The organism is Micromonospora wenchangensis, from assembly GCF_002210435.1.
In the GTDB taxonomy this organism is placed as follows: domain Bacteria; phylum Actinomycetota; class Actinomycetes; order Mycobacteriales; family Micromonosporaceae; genus Micromonospora; species Micromonospora wenchangensis.
Genome location: NZ_MZMV01000060.1, coordinates 21,763 through 40,499, shown reverse-complemented (window position 1 = coordinate 40,499; position 18,737 = coordinate 21,763). Strand labels below are relative to the sequence as shown.

General features: G+C 72.8%; 16 protein-coding genes. 7 read left to right on the top strand and 9 right to left on the bottom strand.

Features of this window, described 5'->3' with window-relative positions:
* On the bottom strand, positions 1–174 hold a 174-nt coding region (locus B5D80_RS33085), incomplete at its 3' end, for a polyketide synthase docking domain-containing protein (RefSeq protein WP_211291660.1).
* Between the two features lie 512 nt (positions 175–686).
* Here B5D80_RS33085 and dpgA point away from each other — a divergent pair.
* From dpgA to dpgD, 6 genes are read left to right on the top strand one after another with little or no spacing between them, the layout of a single operon-like run.
* The gene (dpgA, locus tag B5D80_RS26455; RefSeq protein ID WP_088646664.1) at positions 687–1,784 is read left to right on the top strand and encodes a 3,5-dihydroxyphenylacetyl-CoA synthase DpgA; all 1,098 of its coding nucleotides are present in this window, start codon (positions 687–689) and stop codon (positions 1,782–1,784) included.
* 49 nt (positions 1,785–1,833) lie between these two features.
* Positions 1,834–2,526, top strand: a complete 693-nt coding sequence (dpgB, locus tag B5D80_RS26450; RefSeq protein ID WP_158224243.1) for an enoyl-CoA-hydratase DpgB — start codon at positions 1,834–1,836, stop codon at positions 2,524–2,526.
* Positions 2,523–3,857, top strand: a complete 1,335-nt coding sequence (gene dpgC / locus B5D80_RS26445) for a (3,5-dihydroxyphenyl)acetyl-CoA 1,2-dioxygenase DpgC (protein ID WP_088646662.1) — start codon at positions 2,523–2,525, stop codon at positions 3,855–3,857. The genes dpgB and dpgC overlap by 4 nt, the downstream gene beginning before the upstream one ends.
* On the top strand, positions 3,854–5,503 hold the full coding sequence (locus B5D80_RS26440; protein ID WP_088646661.1) for a thiamine pyrophosphate-binding protein: 1,650 nt from the start codon (positions 3,854–3,856) through the stop codon (positions 5,501–5,503). The genes dpgC and B5D80_RS26440 overlap by 4 nt, the downstream gene beginning before the upstream one ends.
* Positions 5,500–6,945 (top strand): aldehyde dehydrogenase family protein, encoded by a 1,446-nt coding sequence (locus B5D80_RS26435; RefSeq protein WP_088646660.1) that lies wholly within the window; start codon positions 5,500–5,502, stop codon positions 6,943–6,945. The genes B5D80_RS26440 and B5D80_RS26435 overlap by 4 nt, the downstream gene beginning before the upstream one ends.
* Before the next feature lie 12 nt (positions 6,946–6,957).
* The gene (gene dpgD, locus B5D80_RS26430) at positions 6,958–7,755 is read left to right on the top strand and encodes an enoyl-CoA-hydratase DpgD (RefSeq protein WP_088646659.1); all 798 of its coding nucleotides are present in this window, start codon (positions 6,958–6,960) and stop codon (positions 7,753–7,755) included.
* Between the two features lie 17 nt (positions 7,756–7,772).
* Here dpgD and B5D80_RS26425 read toward each other — a convergent pair whose 3' ends face one another.
* The 5 genes from B5D80_RS26425 to B5D80_RS33080 form a co-directional block, all read right to left on the bottom strand.
* Entirely contained in the window at positions 7,773–10,562 is a 2,790-nt protein-coding gene (locus B5D80_RS26425; protein ID WP_158224242.1) for an ATP-binding protein, read from the bottom strand.
* 324 nt (positions 10,563–10,886) lie between these two features.
* Positions 10,887–11,714, bottom strand: a complete 828-nt coding sequence (locus B5D80_RS26420; RefSeq protein ID WP_088646657.1) for a class I SAM-dependent methyltransferase — start codon at positions 11,712–11,714, stop codon at positions 10,887–10,889.
* Between the two features lie 157 nt (positions 11,715–11,871).
* On the bottom strand, positions 11,872–12,414 hold the full coding sequence (locus B5D80_RS26415) for a hypothetical protein (RefSeq protein ID WP_144081767.1): 543 nt from the start codon (positions 12,412–12,414) through the stop codon (positions 11,872–11,874).
* 110 nt (positions 12,415–12,524) lie between these two features.
* A complete protein-coding gene (locus B5D80_RS26410) occupies positions 12,525–13,961 on the bottom strand; it encodes an FAD-binding oxidoreductase (RefSeq protein WP_088646655.1) in 1,437 nt (478 codons plus the stop codon).
* Between the two features lie 5 nt (positions 13,962–13,966).
* Entirely contained in the window at positions 13,967–14,392 is a 426-nt protein-coding gene (locus B5D80_RS33080) for a hypothetical protein (RefSeq protein WP_144081766.1), read from the bottom strand.
* On the opposite strand from B5D80_RS33080, the gene B5D80_RS33075 reads away from it, so the two are divergent.
* On the top strand, positions 14,277–15,605 hold the full coding sequence (locus B5D80_RS33075) for an SDR family NAD(P)-dependent oxidoreductase (RefSeq protein ID WP_342747130.1): 1,329 nt from the start codon (positions 14,277–14,279) through the stop codon (positions 15,603–15,605). The two genes, B5D80_RS33080 and B5D80_RS33075, sit on opposite strands and share 116 nt — an antisense overlap.
* On the opposite strand, the gene B5D80_RS26395 is transcribed toward B5D80_RS33075, so the two are convergent.
* The 3 genes from B5D80_RS26395 to B5D80_RS26385 are packed head-to-tail and all read right to left on the bottom strand — an operon-like array spanning position 15,581 to position 18,737.
* A complete protein-coding gene (locus B5D80_RS26395; RefSeq protein WP_088646652.1) occupies positions 15,581–16,297 on the bottom strand; it encodes an SDR family NAD(P)-dependent oxidoreductase in 717 nt (238 codons plus the stop codon). The genes B5D80_RS33075 and B5D80_RS26395 overlap by 25 nt on opposite strands.
* Positions 16,294–17,877 carry a dipeptide ABC transporter ATP-binding protein gene (locus B5D80_RS26390; RefSeq protein ID WP_088646651.1) on the bottom strand — a complete coding sequence of 528 codons (1,584 nt, stop codon included), beginning with the start codon at positions 17,875–17,877 and terminating at the stop codon, positions 16,294–16,296. Before B5D80_RS26390 ends, B5D80_RS26395 begins: the two co-directional genes overlap by 4 nt.
* Positions 17,874–18,737, bottom strand: coding sequence for an ABC transporter permease (locus tag B5D80_RS26385; RefSeq protein WP_088646650.1), 864 nt, complete (start codon positions 18,735–18,737; stop codon positions 17,874–17,876). The genes B5D80_RS26390 and B5D80_RS26385 overlap by 4 nt, the downstream gene beginning before the upstream one ends.

The window sequence follows — 18,737 nt, the reverse complement described above, 5'->3', positions numbered from 1 at the left end:
ATCCCACAACCCCGCCACCGAATCCACCCCACCACCAAACCGACAACCCATCCCCACAATCGCCACCGGCTCACCGGCCGACGCGGCGAGCCGCTGCTGGTGCTGCCGCAGCCGCTCGTTCTCCTTCAGCGATGCCCGCAGCGCCTCGACCAACTGCTCGCTCGACGTCGTCATGGGGTTCTCCCGTTCTCTTCGAGTTCGGCCGGTTGGACCGTGGGCCGGTCGGAATGGGGATCGAGGGTGGCGTGGGTCGCCTCGCGGGCACCGAGTGCCCGACCGGGAAGCGCGCGCGAACCTGGTGCGAACCTATGCGGCGGCGCGACGGGGCGAACACCCCTACCAGGTCTCGGGGCCCCCTACCGGGAGGGGGCCGAACAATCCGTGGACAACATTCCGTACAGGAAGAATGGCACCGTACTTTATGATCATGAACTTCAATACCCCTGTGCCACCCCTGGCTTCTCTTTCCGCAGAACAGAGCGCATGTCCACGGAGTCGCCGCCCGGGTCGCGCAACCACCCCTGTCCAGGGTGGTTCCCCTTTTCAACATAGGGTCCGACATGCTGTCATGACAGCACCCGGGAATCGGCACAGGCTTTGAACATGACGCTTGCCGATTCGCCGACCGGCGCGACATCCGTATCCGGGAAGATCCCGCCCTGCCGTTTCTCTGACGGAGAAGAATCATGACGTCAGCCGTGCTCAGCGCCGATCCCACCTCGACCCAGGCCCTCATCCGGCCAAAGATCATCAGCGTGGGCACCGCGGTCCCCACGCACTCGTACTCCCAGCAGGACGTGCTGGACATGTACGCCATCACCGATCCGCGCATCCGGTCGGTCTTCCGCAACAGCGCCATCGAACGCCGCCACCTGACCCTGCCGCCGGAGCTGCCGGACGGCAGCCGCGCCACCGAGACGCAGGGCGAGTTGCTGCGCAAGCACCGGGTGTCCGGCATCGACATGGGCGTACGGGCGGTGCTGGCCTGTCTCAAGGACTCGGAGTACGAACTCGACGACATCGACTACCTGTGCTGCATCACCACGACCGGGTTCCTGACGCCCGGCTTCAGCGCGCTGCTCATCAAGGAGCTGGGTCTCGACATCGGCACCAGCCGGCTGGACGTGGTCGGCATGGGGTGCAACGCGGGGCTCAACGGGCTCAACGCGGTGGCGGGCTGGGCGAGCGCGCATCCCGGGCAACTGGCCATGATGGTCTGCGTCGAGGCCTGCTCCGCCGCGTACGTCCTCGACGGCACCATGCGCAGCGCGGTGGTGAACAGTCTGTTCGGCGACGGTGCGGCGGCGGCGGCCGTCATCACCGACGAGGCGGGGCTCGCGCCGGGCCCCAGCCTGCTCAGGTTCGCCAGCTGCATCATCCCCGAGGCGATCGACGCGATGCGGTACGACTGGGACGACCACCAGGGCAAGTTCAGTTTCTTCCTGGACCGCGAGGTGCCCTACGTCGTCGGCGCGCACGCCGAGGAGGTCGTCGGCCGGCTGCTGGCCGGGACCGGCCTGCGCCGCAGCGACATCGCGCACTGGGTGGTGCACTCCGGCGGCAAGAAGGTGATCGACTCGGTGATGATCAACCTGGGCCTCACCCGGCACGCACTGCGGCACACCACAGGTGTGCTGCGCGACTACGGCAACCTGTCGAGCGGCTCGTTCCTGTTCTCCTACGGGCGGCTGCTCGAGGAGGGCACGATCCAACGCGGCGAGTTCGGCGTGCTCATGACGATGGGTCCCGGCTCGACGATCGAGACGGCTCTGCTGCGGTTCTGAGCCGCGGACCATCCCGCAACCACTGACCCCACCCAGAAGGCGGTGCGCATTGACAGGCAGCGCGAGCTCCCAGACCGGCACTCCGCAGGTCGTTCCCCTGTCCATCGGTAGTGGACAGTCCGTCGACACCGAGCTGATCGCGCGGGTGGACCGAGCCTGCGCCGAGGTGGAGGGTTCCCCGGGCGCACTGTTGGTCCTGCGGCTCACCGGGACGGCCGGCGGCGGGGCGCCCCCGGCGGACCTGAGCATCCACACGGTCAACAAGTGGGAGCGGGCGCTGCGCCGGCTCGAACGGCTCGACGCCGTCACCATCGCCGTCGCCGACGGTCTGTGCGCCGGCCCCGCCCTGGAGGCGCTGCTCGCGGCCGACCACCGGATCGGCGGTCCCGAGCTGCGCCTGCGGCTGCCGGCGGCGGCCGGCGAGCCGTGGCCGGGGATGGCGGTGCACCGGGTCGCCAACCAGGTCGGGGTGGCCCGTTCCCGCAGCCTGGTGCTGTTCGGCGCGGAGATCTCCGCCGTCGAGGCCGTCGGGCTGGGGCTCGTCGACGAGATCGCCGCCGACCTCGACCGGGCGGTGGCGGAGCGGGTCACCGCGGTCGGCGAGCTGACCGGCAGCGAGCTGGCGATCCGTCGGCGGTTGCTGCTGGAGGCGAGCGCGGTCAGCTTCGAGGAGGCGCTCGGCACCCACCTCGCGGCGTGTGACCGGACGCTGCGGCGCATGCAGGGGGTCCAGCCCGCATGACCCCCTCCACCGCGCTGACGCGCGAACGGTCGCTGACCGGCGAGCTGGACCCGGACGCCGAGGCGGTCCGGACGCGGACCGACCGGAACGAGGCACGGCTCGCCGAGCTGCCGGACAAGCCGGAACGGACGGCGGCCGAGCAGGCGGTAGCCGACGAGTTGCACCGGTCGGGCAGGGAGCTGCGGTCGAGGTTCCTCTCGGCCCACACCCCTGCCGTGTTCGCGGAGCTGACCGCTGCGGGGACCCGGTGGCCCCGGCTCGCGGAACTCGTCTGCGCCGCGGCGGAACGCTTCCCCGGTCTCGTGCCGACGACCGCCCAGCTCGCCGCGGAACGCGCCCGCCCGCAGGCGCACAAGGAGGGCCGGGAGATCGACCAGGCCATCTTCTTCCACCACCTGCTGGGCACGCGGGCGACCGGGCGGCACATCGTCGAGGCCATGCTGCGGCCCACCGCGGCGGCGCTGGCGCTGCTGCCCACCTTCGCGCGCAGCGGGGTGGCGGAGTTCGCCACGGTCCGGCTGGAACGCGACGGCGACCTCGGACGGGTCACCCTGGGCAACACGTCCTGCCTGAACGCCGAGGACGACCAGCTCACCGCGGATCTGGAGACGGCGGTCGACCTGGTCCTGCTCGACGACGGCATCCGGGTCGGGCTGCTGCGCGGCGCGACGATGACCCATCCCCGGTACGCCGGGCGTCGGGTGTTCAGCGCCGGCATCAACCTCAAGCACCTGCACCAGGGCCGCATCTCGTACGTCGACTTCCTGCTCGGCCGGGAACTCGGCTACCTCAGCAAGATCGTCCGTGGACTGCGGGTGCCGGAGGACCGCCCCACCGGCACCCGCGTCTGGCGGGAGAAGCCCTGGCTCGCGGCGGTCGACACGTTCGCCATCGGCGGCGGGATGCAACTGCTGCTCGCCTGCGACCGGGTGGTCGCCGGCGCCGACGCCTACTTCAGCCTCCCCGCCGCCCAGGAGGGGATCGTGCCCGGGGTCGCGAACCTGCGGCTCGGGCGGCTGGTCGGCCCCCGGCTGGCCCGGGACGTCATCCTCAACGGCCGCAAGCTGTGGGCGGCCGACCCGCAGGCGAGCGGGATCTGCGACGAGGCCGTCGACCCGCAGGAGGTGGGCCGGGCGGCGGACCGGGCCGCCGAGCGGCTGACCGCCCCGGCCGTGCTGGCGAACCGGCACATGTTGAACCTCGCCGACGAACCGGTCGACCGGTTCCTCGACTACCTGTCGGAGTTCGCCCTGGTGCAGGGCGACCGGCTCTACAGCCCGGACGTGCTGGCCAAGATCAGTACCCACTGGGCCGGGGAGCGCGGCCGATGAGACCCGTCGAGGCGCTGATCCGGATCCTGCGCGAGGAGGGCGTGACCCGCGTCTTCGGCAATCCGGGCACCACCGAGCTGCCGTTCCTGGACGCCCTGGTGGACCATCCCGACATCGAGTACGTGCTCGGCGTACACGAGGGGTCGGTCGTGGCGATGGCCGACGGGTACGCCCGCGCCACCGGGCGACCCGCGTTCGTGAGCCTGCACGTGGCGGCCGGTCTGGCCAACGGCCTGTCCGGGCTGCTCAACGCGAGCCGCTCCAGGACACCCCTGGTCGTCACCGCCGGCCAGCAGGACCGGCGGCACCTGGCGCAGGACCCGATGCTCTCCGGTGACCTCGTCGGCCTGGCCCGGCCGGCGGTCAAGGCCACGTTCGACGTCCAGCACGCCCAGGACCTCCCGGTGATGGTGCGTCGGGCCTTCCGGCTCGCCGTCCTGCCGCCGGCCGGCCCGGTCTTCCTGTCGGTACCGATGGACCTGCTGGCCGAGGAGACCGAGGTCACGCTCTTCGACGCGCCGGTCGCGCCGCCCCCGGTCGCCACCGGGGTGGACGCCGCCGCCGCGCTGCTGGCCGGGGCCCGGCACCCCGCCGTGGTCGCCGGGGACGGGGTGGGCCGGGAGGGCGGCGTCGGGTCGCTCGTCACGATCGCCGAGGCCCTGGGTGCCGCCGTCTACCACCAGCCGATGCACGACGGCCTGGACTTCCCCATGGACCACGACCTGTACGCGGGGGTGCTGCCGCCGGTCAACGCGGAGATCCGCGCCGCGCTGGCCCCGTACGACGTGGTGCTCATCGCCGGGTGCCACGCCTTCATGCCCCACCACTACTCGCCCGGTCCCGCGATCCCGCCGGGCACCCGGGTCGTCCAGGTCGACTCCGACCCCACCGAGATCGGTCGCAACTTCACCGTGGCGTGCGGCCTGACCGGCGCGCTCGGGCCGACGTTGCAGCGGCTCGCCGCCGCCCTGCCCGACCCGTCCGACGCACCCGAGGCGCAGCGCCGCCGCTGCACGCTGCGGCAGCGGCACCTCGAGCAGCGGGCCGCGATCGACACCGCGGCGCTGAAGGCGTACGGGCGGGCACCGCTGGACCCGTTGGCCGCCGTGCACGCCGTCGCCTCCGGGCTGCCCGACGACGCGGTGGTGCTCGAGGAGGCCATCACCGCGGGGGTGCTGCTGCGCCGGGTGCTGCGGTTGGCCCGGCCCCGTTCCCTCGTGCACACGCTCGGCGGTGGGCTGGGCTTCGGCATCGGCGCCGCGGTCGGCACCGCGATGGGCGACCCCACCCGCCCGGTGGTCGCCGTCCTCGGGGACGGGTGCAGCATGTTCGGTCTCCAGGGCCTGTGGGCCGCCGCCCGCCACGCGGTGCCTGTCACGTTCGTGGTGATGAACAACGGCGAGTACCGCACCCTCAAGGACACCCTGGACGGCTGGGACAGCAGGGCCACCCGGGCCGGCCACTATCCGGGGCTCGACCTGGGCGGGCTCGACTTCACCGTCGCCGCCGCGTTCTTCGGCGTCGAGGCACGCCGGATCACGCACGTCGACGAACTCGTCCAGCTGGTGTCCGACGCCGCGCACCGGTCCGGCCCGCTGCTGATCGACGTTCCCCTCCTCGGCCACCAGCAAGGAGCCCGACCGTGACCGCACTGATCGATCTCGCCCGCACCGGCGGCAGGGCCTACCACGGCGGCTGGCGGCACACGGCCGGGGGCACCAGCAAGGTGGTCGAGCCGGCCACCGGCGCGGTACTGACGGAGGTCGGGGTCGGTGACGCCACGGACGTGGCCGCCGCGGTCGAGGCCGCCGGCCGGGCCCAGCCGGACTGGTGGGCCCGTCCCGCGCCGGAGCGCGCCGCCGTGCTGCGCCGGGCCGCCCTGGTGCTGACCGAGCACACCGACGAGGTCGTCGAGTGGCTGATCCGCGAGGGCGGCGCGGTCCGTGCCAAGGCGGAGTACGAGGTCCACTCGTCGTTGGACGAGCTGTGGGCCGCCGCCGCCCTGGCCGTCCACCCGCACGGTGAGCTGCTGGCGGACCCGGCGGGCCGGCACAGTGTGGGCCGCCGGCTCCCGGTGGGCACGGTCGGCGTGATCAGCCCCTGGAACGTGCCGCTGCTGCTGGCCCTGCGGGCCGTTGCGCCGGCGCTCGCGCTGGGCAACGCCGTCGTCCTCAAACCGGACCCGCGCACCGCGGTCGCCGGCGGGCACGTGGTGGCCGCCGTGTTCGAACGGGCGGGCCTGCCCGAGGGCGTCCTGCAGGTGCTCGCCGGCGGGCCGGAGGCCGGTCGGGCCCTGGTGCGTCACCCCGGCACGGACATGGTGGCGTTCACCGGTTCGTCGGCGGTCGGCCGGCAGATCGGCGCCGAGGCCGGCGGGTTGCTCAAGCGCACGTCGCTGGAGCTGGGCGGCAACAACGCGCTGCTGGTGCTGGAGGACGCCGACGTGCGGGCCGCCGCCGCGGCGGGCGCGTGGAGTTCCTTCTTCCACCAGGGGCAGGTGTGCATGTCCGCGGGACGGCACATCGTCGTGGCCTCCGTCGCCGACGAGTACCTGGCGGAACTGTGCCGCCAGGCCGACGCGGCGACGGTCGGCGACCCGTGGACCGAGCAGGTCACCCTGGGGCCGCTCATCGACGCGGGCCAGCGGGAGCGGGTCGACCGGATCGTGTGCCAGTCGGTGGCCGCCGGGGCGGTGCTGCGGACCGGGGGTGCCGGCACCGGGCTCATGTACCACCCGACGGTGCTCAGCGCGGTCACGCCCGAGCACGCCGCGTTCACCGAGGAGATCTTCGGACCGGTGGCGCCGGTCGTCGTGGTCGCCGATGCCGACGAGGCCGTCCAGCTGGCCAACCGCACCGAGTACGGACTGGTGGCCTCGGTGTTCACCGGTTCGGTCGCCCGGGGCGCGGCGCTGGCCGACCGGCTCGCCACGGGCATCGTCCACGTCAACGACCCGACCATCGACGACAACGCCTTCGTGCCCTTCGGCGGACGCGGCGCGTCCGGCAACGGGCACCGGCACGGGGCGGGGCGCAACGGGGAAGAGTTCACCCAGTGGCAGTGGCTGACCACGCCCGCCACCAGCTGATCGGAGCCGCGCGTGCCGACCACGGTGAAGTACCACAAGGAGGGCCACCTCGCGACGATCCGCCTGAACCGCCCCGAGGTGCTCAACGCGATGAACCTCCGGATGCACGAGGAACTGGCCGAGATCTGGGACGATTTCGCCCAGGACGACGACATCTGGGTTGGTGTGCTCACCGGCGCGGGCGGTCGCGCCTTCTCGGTGGGTCAGGATCTCCGCGAACTGGCCCAGCGGGAGGCCGCCGGGTTGGCGGCCCCGGCCACCTTCGGTAGCCGGGGCCGGCCGGGCTGGCCCCGGCTCACCGAGCGCTTCGGGTTGACCAAGCCGCTCGTCGCGCAGGTGTCCGGGTACGCCCTCGGCGGCGGATTCGAACTGGCGTTGGCCTGTGACCTGATCATCGCCGCGGAGGACGCCCGGTTCGGCCTGCCGGAGGCGCGGCTCGGCCTGATCGCGGGCGCCGGCGGGGTGTTCCGGCTCAGCCGTCAGCTACCGGTACGCACCGCGCTGGGCCACCTGATGACGGGGCGGCAGCTCGGCGCGCGCCGCGCCTACGAGCTGGGCCTGGTCAACGACGTGGTGCCGGCGGCCGACCTGGACGACTGCGTCCACGGCTGGGTCACCGACCTGCTGGCCTGCGCGCCGCTGGCCGTCCGTGCGGTGAAGCAGGCGGTGCTCACCTCGCTCGACCTTCCCCTGGAGCAGGCGTTCGCCACCCGCTATCCGTGCGAGGAGATCCGGATGCACAGCGCGGACGCCAAGGAGGGGCCGCGCGCCTTCGCGGAGAAACGTCAGCCCCGCTGGCAGGCGCGGTAGCGCCGGCCCGGCCCGCCTCACCCGTCGGTGCCCACCAGGGTCAGGATGTCCGGCAGGTCAGCTCGTCGGTGCACCTTGAGCTTGCGGTAGGTGCTGGTCAGGTGCTGTTCGACGGTGCTGACCGTGATGTAGAGCCGGCGGGCGATCTGCCGGTTGGTGTGGCCCTGCACCGCGAGTGCCGCCACCCGCCGCTCGGACTCGCTCAGGTCGTCGAGGACGACGCTGTCGTGCGGGACCGGCGCCGGCTCCGGTGCCGGCACCGACTCCGGCCACGGCGGGGCGGCCAGCAACGCCAGTCCCGCGTCACCGGGCGCGCACCGCCGGGCCAGTTCACGGGCCCGGCTCTCCTGGACACGGGCCACGTCGCCCGCGCCACTGCGGGCGTACGCCCGGCTCAGGTCCATGACGACCTGGGCGCGGTGCAGCAGGTCGCCCGCCGCCGTCAGGGCCTCCTCCGCCTCGTCGAGCAGGCGGATCTGTTCGGGAAGGTCCGATGCCGTGGCCGCGTGCAGCCGCAGGGCCAGGCCGGCGGTCCGGGGATAGCGGCCCGAGGCGTGGTCGAGCTGCGCCTGCGTCAGCTGCCGCGCCTGGTCCAGCTCGCCGGCGCGCAGGTGCACCTCCGCGATGCCCAGCCGCCACTGCACCAGGCCCGGCAGATCCAGCTTCCACTCGGCCAACAGCTCACCGCAGAGCCGGAAGTCGTCGAGCGCCAGCTGGTCGCGGCCCCGGGCCAGGAAGTACCGTCCCCGGGCGTAGAGGTAGTGCATCCCGAGCCGGCTGTTCAGCACGGCTTCCGGCAGCGGCTGCACGACGGCGGCGGCCGCCTCGTCCAGGTCTCCCGACTCGGTCGCCGCGAGCAGCAGCACGGACAGTGGCCATCCGCCGGCCACCCCCCACCGGTCGGTGGCCACTCCGGCCAGGGCCAGGTGGGCGTGGCGCTTGGCCAGGACCAGGTCACCCCGGCGCAGGGCGATCTCGCCACGGCAGGCCGCGAAGGCGGCCCGCCAGGTGGGCGCACGCCGGGCAGCCTGCTGGCGCAGCACCTCGTCGCAGTGCCGCGACGCGACGTCGAGCCGGTCGGCGTAGATCAGCGCGCACAACGCGGTGAGCATCGGCTCCCGGGTGTCCTCGTCCAGCTCGCAGCTTTCCAGTAGTTGTTCGGCACGGTGCAGGCACTGCTCGTCGAGCTCGCCGAGCTGGACCGCCGCGCAGATCTCCGCCGCGATGTTCGCCGGGCCGTGCGGGAGCGCGAAGCCGTTCCCGTCGTCGTCGGACGCCGCCGGCAGGCGGGTGGCCAGGCGCGGATAGGACGATGCCAGCCAGCCCCGCAGGAGTGCCGTGCCGGCGGCCTCGGCCGGCGCGACCGGGCGGTCGAGCAGTTCCCCCGCCTCGGCGAGCCGCCCGTGCCACAGCAACAGGCGCACGAGCGCGGCGGTGTCGTGCCAGGACAGCCGGCCGGCGCCGGCCGCCGCCATCAGCTCCGGGAAGTGGCGCTCGGCGGCGGGCTGGTTCCCGCGCCATTCGACCAGGGTGAGCCGGGCGGTGAGGGCGGCCCGCTCGACGTCGTCGGAGGTGGTCTCCCGGGCGAGTTCCAGGCAACGGACGGCATCGAGGCGGCGGCCGTTGGCGAGGGCCTCCGTGGCGGCCGACTGCAGCACCGACACCGCCCAGGTGGGCAGCGGCACCCCTGCGGCGAGCAGGTGGAACGCCGCCTGTTCGATGGGTGCCCGCTCGTCGCGCAGCAGTGCGGCGGCGCGGACGTGGAGCCGGCCGTTCTCCCGGGGGCTGAGCTGGGTGAGCACCGCCTGGCGGATGGCCGGGTGGCGGGGTCGCCAGTCCGGCAGCAGGCCGGTGACGGTCAGCGCCGGTTCACACCGGCGGACGGTGTTCTCGTCGAGGTCGAGCAGGGCCGCGACGCGTTGCGGGGTGGGTGCCTCGAAGATCGCCGCGCCGGTCACGATCTGCTGGATCTCCGGATGGCTGCGGTGCAGGCAGGAGATCACCGCCTCGCCGAAAGACCCGGTGACGAGCGACTGGACGGCGGGCAGCGTGTCGGAGGACGACGCCACGGCGAGGTCGTCGAGGAGCCCGGACACCAGCAGTGGATTCCCCCCGGTCGCGGCGTGGCACTGGGCCGCCAGTTCGACGAGCGCGGGACCGTCGGGCACGATGTCCCGCGCGGCGACCAGTCGGCCGACGCCATCGAGGGTGAGGGGGCCGAGGCGGACGCGCCGGCAGTGCGACTGGCTGAACAGCTCGGCGTGCATCAACGGATGCTGCCGGTGCGGTGGTCCGGTCTGCTCGGAGAGGACCATGAGACACCTGACGAACTTCAGCCGGCGGGCGAGGAACAACAGACCCCGCAGGGAACTGTCGTCCGCGTGGTGCACGTCGTCGACGGTGATCACCACCGGGTGCTCGGCGGCCTCCCGGACGAGCATCAGCCAGAGGTCGTGGAACACCTCGCCGTAGGCGCGCTCGACCTCCTCGGTCGCGGCGTCGGACAGCACCGTGGTGCAGACGTCGGAGCTGATCATCCGGACCACCTCGGCCCGGTGCTGCGGGGCTCCGGCGAGCGGTTGGAAGATCTGGGCGAGGATTTCGAAAGGTAGCGCCCGCTCCACCCGGGAGGCACTGGCGCTCAGCACTACCGCGTCGGATTGGAAAATGCGGTTGGCGAACTCCTGCAGCACAACTGATTTTCCGGTACCGACCGGCCCGCTGACGACCAGGACACCTCCCTTTCCGCTTGCGCAATCCATGAACATGGAATCGAGCAGGTCACGTTGTTGATCACGATCGACCATTGGCGACATGCAATCCCCCGTAGCCGCACACATACCGAAAGCGCCGCTTCGTGTGGCCGTCGCATCGGTCCCGGACGCCGCGAAACGGCCGCTCCACCGGTGTCGAAGCAGACAAAAACCAACGTACCACCACCCGACGACGACATCGATACAAGTGAGTGAGGGGCAGATCACATACTGCTCACATCCCGGGTCCACCGCCCGGCCGGACCAGGTAATCCCAGGAATGGGAAATCAACACCGGTCTGCTGCCCGCAGAAAAGCGCATCACGCAGACGCCCGACCCCACCCCTGCGGGTGGTGGCCGGGCGTCCGCCTGCCGGATCACGGTTTGCGCAGGGTCACCAGCAGACAACCGAGTTCGTGGGCACCCTGGAGCGCGGCGGGCGTCTCGATGATCTCTTCGCGGTGCTCCTCGTCGAGACTGTCCACGATGACCTCCGGCACCATGCTGTGGTCACCGGCAGCCAGTTGGTCGCCGAGTTGCTGGAGGGTCTTCCACAACACGTTCTCGGTGACGTCACGCACCTCCACCACCTCGAGGCCGGCATCGGCGGCCAGCCCCGGGTAGTCGTCCCGGCCGATCAGCGGACTCATCAGCCACGCCTGTGCCAGGAAGTGGATCAGCGAACGCTCACCGGCCGTGCCGCCGGTGCGGTCGTACAGGTCGGTCAGCACGACGTGGCCACCGGGACGGATCACCCGGGCGATCTCCCGCAACGCCGCCCGCCGGTCCATGTGGATGATCGATTCCAGGGCGTACGCGGCGTCGAACGACCCGTCGGCGAACGGCATGGCCATCGCGTCGGCGAGTTGGAAGCTGACCCGGTCGGCCACGCCGGCCCCGGCGGCCCGTTCGCCCGCCTTGCGGACCTGCTCGGCACTGACCGTGATCCCCACGATGCTCACGTCGGCCTGCCGGGCGATACGGACCGCGGGGGTGCCGAGGCCGCATCCGACGTCCACCAGCGAGGCCCCCGGGGCGAAGCGGAGGTTCTCGGCCACCACGTCGGTGAGCCGGTCGGCCGCCGCCTCCAGGGGTGTGTCGTCCTCCAGGCTCTCCCAGTATCCGAAGTGGAGCACACCCTTGTTGTCGATCTGGTCGTAGAGTTCGCCGACGTCACGCGGGTCGGGAATGGTCTTCTGCGGCATGTTCCGCCTCTTCTCTTGACGGGCGACGGCACCGGCCGGGATCCGCGAGGGTGGCGGCCATCACCGGCGGTGGCGGCAGATCGCGCTGGAACTGGCAGTCATCTCGGCCAGCACCCCCGTGCGGCCCCTCACCGCGAGTGCCGGCTGCCACCTGTCGTCAGGAAACGACGATGGACAGCGATGCGACCGACGGCGGCGTGATCGGCGTGCAGACCAGATGCTGACCGAGCCAGTTCGTCGACTCGAAGCCACCCGGCGTGAACAGCAGCACGCCGACCCGGGTGGGTGACACGGTGGCCGACCCGCCGGTGAGGGTGAGCAACTGACCGGCCGGAACGACCGCGGTGTTGGTCAGCCCGGTGGCGGTGACGGTGCCGCTCTGCGAACCACTGAGCACCACCCCGACGCTGGCCGTGGTGCCGTTGGCGGGCACGTCGATCGGGATGCCGGCGGTGGCCTTGACCTTCGCCGTCACGGTGAAGTTCGTGCCCTTGTGCGCCACCGCGGGCGCGGTGAACGTGACGTCGAGGGTGGTGTCGGCATCCGGGTAGGGCGGCTCGACACAGTGGTACTGCACGGTGCTGGTGCCGGAGATGACCAACGAGGTCTGCGACGCGGCGGCGGGCGTGGTGGTGGCCACGACCCCGAGCGCGGCGACGGCGGCGGCGGCGAATCCGGCGGCCATCCGTGATTGGTTCATGCCACTCCTTCATCAGTGGGTGAGGCGGACCCGGCTCGATCCGGCCACGAAGCTATGCGGGCGCGGTGGGGCCGGTAACCCCTAGCGGTCCCCTACCTCCCGGGGCCGCCTCACGCCCGGATGCTCTGCGCGAACGAGAAGCGTCCCGCCGGGTCGTACGCCTTCTTCACCTCGGCGAGACGCGCGTAGTTCTCCCCGTAGTAGGCCCACTTCCAGTCGGCCAGGGCAGGATCGGGATAGTTCACGTACGAGTGGCCCGTGGACGGCGGGTCGAGGACGGCGAAGCCCCGGTCCACCCAGTCCTGGGCGGCCGCCAACTCCACCTCGTCCGGTTGCTCGTTCGCGCCGATCAGCGTGAACTTGGCGAGCAGCCGGGCGTCCCGGTGGACGTACGCGGTCTCGGTGCGCCCCACGGCGTTGGCGGCCCCGCCCAGGGCGGCGAACGCGAGGTACCGGAACTGTCCGGCCCGGCGTGGGGTGTCGAACACGCGGAGCGCGTCCTGCACCACCGCGCGGTCCATCGGGCCGGCGAACGTCCGGTGCCGCTCCCGGAGGAAGCCCTGCCGGGGCAGCATCGCCTCGGGCGTGGTGCCGACCCGACGCCGCTGCTGCGGTGACGTGCCCTCGCACTGGAACAACCGGAGCATCGCGCGGTCGTAGGGCAGCTCGTCCGCGGTGCTGTGCACCGGGTCCGCGCCGGCCGCCGCGCACAGCTCGGCGAGCGCCCGCTGGTACTCCGCGTGCCCACCCAGGTAGGCCCCGTGCATCATGACCGTGGGGGTGGCCCCGTCGGCGGCGTCGGGCAGGACCGCGCCGATCTCGGTGCTCAGCTCGTCCGGCGCCGCGTCCGCCCAGTGCTGCCACGAGTCGAGGACGTCCAGCGCCGCGTCCCAACTCCAGACGGCGGTGAACAACGTCATCCGTGGCACGTGGGTGGGGCGGACCGCCAGCTCGACGACGACACCGAAGTTGCCGCCCCCGCCACCGCGCAACGCCCAGAACAGGTCGGCCTCCCGCTCCGTGGAGCAGTCGACCACCGAGCCGTCGGCCAGGACGACCCGGGCCGAGACGAGGCGGTCGGCCGCCGTACCGAACCGGCGGGTCTGGAAGCCCAGGCCGCCTCCGGTGACGAAGCCGGCCGGACACACCGTCGGGCACACCCCGGTGGCGATCTGCGGGCCGTGCGGGCCGAGCCGGTCGAGGACGTCGACGGCCTGCGCGCCGGGGCCCAGCCGGACCACCCCGTCGGCGAACGCGACCCCGTCCATCCGGGACAGGTCCACCACCAGGCCGTCCGTGGTGGACCAGCCGGCGAAGTTGTGGCCGCCGCTGCGGATCGCCAGATGAACCCCGGTCTCGTCGGCGACGGCGAGGCAGGCACGGACGTCGTCGGTGGTCCGGCAGTAGGCGACGGCGGCGGGTCGGACCCGGTCGAACTCGGCGATCTGCAACTGGCGCGCGAGGTCGTACCCGGCATCCGTGGGCCGGACCAGCCGGCCGGAGAGGCGGTCGGCCAGCCCGGCCCAGCGGTGCTCGGAAACCGACACCGGGATCAGACCACCGTCGTGGTGCTGTCCGCCGGGTTCTCGTTCTTGGGCACGCTCTTGAGCGGGTAGTCCGAGGTGGTCACCGCGATCTCGCCCGGAGCGAAGGTGTAGACCCCGGGCTCCTCCGCGACGAACTCGGCGTGCCCGCCGGTGAGCAGCACGTTCTTGCCGGCGAAGACGACATTGGCGTTGTGCAGGCCGACGGCCACCAGCTCCTGCTTGACCGGCCCGTCGACCAGGACGGTCACCTCACCGCGGATGTCGCCGGCCGGGCGGTCCTTGATGGTGGGGTGCAGGGTCCGCAGATTGACTTCGATGTTGATCGTGCCACCCCGCGGAACCTCGTCGGCGGTGGTGATGACGATCTCGATGTCGCTCTCCTCCGGCTCGGGCTGCCGGGTGGAGCTGCTGAGGTACGCGAAGACACCCATGTCGTTCTCCTCACTGGGATCGGGTGTGACGGAACGGCGGCGTCCGGCTCGGCAACGCACCCGGAGAAGGGGCGGTGGACCGCTGCTCGTTCCCCGATCCGAACCTACCGGCGGAGCGGTTCGCATCAACCCCTATCAAATCCTCGGCGGACGGCGTTCCGCAGCGCCGACGGGAGGACCACCGACAGCGACGACCCGGACACCACCGCCGACCCCGGCGCCCGTGCCCTCCGGTGCGGGCGGCGGCACGGCACACTCCCCTGCCTGGCCCCTAACCGCGGCTGGGTGGCGACGGTACGGGTGCCGTAGGGGTATCCGGCCCGCCCCGCCGTTGTTACGGTCCGGGCGCATGGACTTCCTTGTCACCGGCGGTACGGACGGTGTCGGTCGGGCGATCACCCGACACGCCCTGGCTCACGGACACCGCGTCATGGCGGTGGGACACACCGCCGAGAAGGGCGATGCCTGGCTCGCCGAGGCGGCTGAGGCGGGCGCGGCCGACCGGGCCGTCTTCTTCCGCGCCGACCTGCGGTTGGTCACGGAGAACACGCGCACACTGGACGCCGTCCGCCGGTGGACCGGCCAGGTGGACCGCCTCGTGCTGTGCGCCCAGCGGTACCAGACCCGCATCGGTCACACGGCCGAGGGCCTCGAACGGAACTTCGCCCTGTCGTACCTGAGCCGGTTCCTGCTCTCCTTCGGACTCCTGCCGCAGCTACGCGCCGCCGGGGCGCCGCTGGTGGTCAACGTCTGCGGCACCGGGACACCGGTCGGCCGGCTCCGCTGGAACGACCTGCAGTTCACCTCCGGTGGCCGCGGGTTCCAGGCGTTGATGCAGGCCGCCCGGGCCACCGACCTGCTGGGCGTCGCCTTCGCCGCGCACCCGACGACCGGGGGGTTGCCGTTCGTGCTCTACAACCCCGACGTGGTCCGCACCAACCTGCAACGCGAGATCGACCAACCGTGGCGCATGCTCGCGGCGGTGACCCTGGCCCTGCGCGGCAAGCCGGTCGAGGAGGGCGTCCGCCCACTCCTGCGCCTGCTCGCGGACCCGCCGACGGCCGCGTTGACCGCGTTCCGCGCCGCGCAGGAGATCGACCTCCAGGGCAGCCGGTACGCCCGGTCCTACCGGCCGGCGGATGCGCAACGCCTGCTGGAGGAGACGAACCGGTTGCTGGTGCGGCTCGGTCACCCCGAACTGGGGGCCCGCTGACCGACCAGCCGCCACACCCGTCCGATGTCCCCCACCACCTCCTCCACCCGGTCACGGCGGGTCACCATGTCGAGGCAGAGCCTGCCGATGGCGTCCGGCTCGCCCGCCGGATCTCCGCCACCCACCGCCGTCGCCACCGTCACCGTGCCCACGTACACGCCGCGGGAGGCCAACTCGGGGGCGACGGACAGGGCCCAGTGGCGCAACCCGGCCATCGCCACGCCGACGTTGCCGAGCACCGGCATGGGCACGACCGACGAGGCGCCGGTGGTCAACAGCAGCGCGCCGTCGCCACGGTCCAGCATCGCCGGGAGCACGTGCCCCACCGCCGTCAGCGCGCCCCGGACGATCAGGTCGAACTGGTCGGTGGCCGAGGCGGCAGTGGTCCGCAGCGCCCCGGTGATGCCGGCGGAGCGCGGGTCCGGGCCGTACTCCAGGACGTCGACCGGGCCCAGCCGGGCCGCGAGCGCGTCGAGGGCCGCGGTCAGCGCGGCGGGATCGCGGACGTCGGCCGGGAAGGCGGCGGACCGGATGCCGAGCCCGGACAGGTCGCGGACCCGGTCGGCGAGACCGGCCGCGCCGCGCGCGACCAACCCCACCCGGTACCCGTGCGCGCCGAAGACCCGCGCCCCCCCCATCGCCAGGCCCGGTCCGGCACCGACCACCGCGAGGGTCCGACCGTCCGTGCTCATCGCATCGCCTCCCGGGGCGGCATGGCGGGCACCGCCTTCAGCAGCGACCGCGTGTACGGGTGCGACGGCGCGTCGAGCACCTCGCCGGTCACGCCCGACTCCACCACCCGTCCGTCCTTGAGCACCAGCACCCGGTGGCTCACCTCGCGGACGACCCCGAGATGGTGCGAGATGAACAGGTAGGCCAGCCCGTGCTCGCGTTGCAGCCCGACCAGCAGACGCAGCACCTGTGCGGCGACCGAGACGTCCAGCGCGGACACCGGCTCGTCGCAGACGATGACCCGGGGCCGGACCGCCAGCGCGCGGGCGATGGCCACCCGCTGCTGCTGACCGCCGGAGAGCAGCGCGGGACGGCGACGGGCCAGGCCGTGCTCCAGGCCGACCAGGTCCAGCAGGTCGGTCACGGTGCGGCGACGTTCACCGCCGGCCTGGAGCGCGTGCCGGAGGATGACCTCGACGGTGTGCCGGGGGTCGAACGAGCTGAGCGGGTCCTGGTAGATCGTCTGGATCTCCGTCCGTCGCCCGCGCCGCTCCCGTTCAGACAGGTCGTGCCAGGGTCCACCGTCCAGCTCGACGCTGCCGGCGTCCGGCGCGACCATCGCGCTCACCAGCCGGGCGAGGGTCGACTTGCCGGAGCCCGACTCGCCGACGACACCCAACGTCTCCCCGGCGTGCAGGCGCAACGAGACGCCGTCCACCGCGCGCAGTGGCGCGGCACGCCCGGGTCGCGGATACGTCTTGACCAGCCCGTCGGCCCGCAGGACGACCGGAGCGGACGGCGGTGGCGCGGGCGGCCCGCCGCGGCCGGGCACGGCGTCGAGCAGCCTGCGGGTGTAGTCGTGCTCCGGTGCGGTCAGGACCCGCGCCGCCGGCCCGTGTTCGACGATCCGGCCGTCCCGCATCACCGCGATCTCGTCGGCCAGTTGCGCCACGACCGCGAGGTCGTGGCTGATCAGCAGCACCGCGGTGCCGGCCCGGCGCAGGTCGTCCAGCAGCGTCAGGATCTGCGCCTGCACCGTCACGTCCAGCGCCGTGGTCGGCTCGTCGGCGATGACCAGCGGCGGCCGGCAGGCGATCGCCGAGGCGATCAGCACCCGCTGTCGCTGGCCCCCGGAGAGCTGGCCGGGGCGTTGACGGACGCGGATCCGGGGCTCGGGCACGCCGGTGTCGGTGAGCAGCTCGACGACCCGCTCGCCGATGTCCGCCGGTGGGACCGCACGGTGCAGCCGCAACGGCTCGGCGACCTCGCGGCCGACGGTCCGCAGCGGGTCGAGGGCGACCATCGCGGCCTGCGGGACCAGACCGATCAGGCGTCCCCGCACCCGCCGCCACTGGCGGGGTCCGAGCCTGGTGAGGTCGGTGCCGTCCAGTTCCAGCGCACCCGCGCGTACGGTGGCGTGGTCCCCGGCCAGGCCGAGCAGCGCGCGGGCGGTGACGCTCTTGCCGGAGCCGGACTCGCCGACCACGGCCAGGCACCGGCCCGCGCGCAGGGTGAGGGAGATTCCCCGCACGGCGTCGACCCGGTGGCGACCGGAGCCGAAGGTGACCGACAGGTCACGGACGACCAGCATCGTGCTCATCCGGGGTTTCCGCCGTCGAAGCGGCGCTGGAGGTGCTGCCCGAGCGTGGTGATGGCCAGCACCGTCAGGGTCAGCACGACACCCGGTATGGTCGCCGTCCACCAGGCGACGGCGAAGTAGTCCTGACCCTGTTGGAGCATGGCCCCCCACTGGGGGTCCGGTGGTCGGGGGCCGAGGCCCAGGAAGCTGAGCGCCGCGCTCGCCCCGATCGCCGCGCCCGTCCCGATCGTGGCGAGCAGCAGCACCGGTGGCACGGCGTTGGGGATGATGTGCCGTACGGCGACGCGGGCCGGCCGCAGGCCCTGCGCCACGGCCGCCTCGACGAAGGCGGACCCTCTGAGCTGCAGGATCTGCCCCCGCACGAGCCGCGCGTACGCGGGCATCCCGATGAACCCGATCGCCATGATCAGGGTTGTCGTGCCGGGGCCGGCGACCGCGACGATCAGCAGCGCGGTGACCAGGCCCGGCACGGCGAGCAGCACCTCCACCAGGCGCATCGTCAGGTTGTCGGCGATCCGGCCGCCGAGCGCCCCGACGGCGCCCACGACGATCCCCGCCGCCAGGGCGAGCGCCGTGGCGGCGAGCCCGGCGAGCAGCGAGTCGCGGGTGCCGTGGACGATCCGGGTGTAGACGTCACGGCCGTTCTGGTCGGTGCCGAACAGGTGGCCCGCTCCCGGCGGACGCAGCAGGTCCGCGGTCGACGTCGTGTCCGGGGACCCGGGGGCGAGCAGCCCCGGGGCGATCGCCGCGACCGCCAGCAGCACCAGGAACACGGCTGCCAGTACGGGTCCGACGCCCCGGGCGCGACGCCGCCCGGACAGGACGGCGAGGTCGGCGGGGGGCAGGTCGGCGACGGCCAT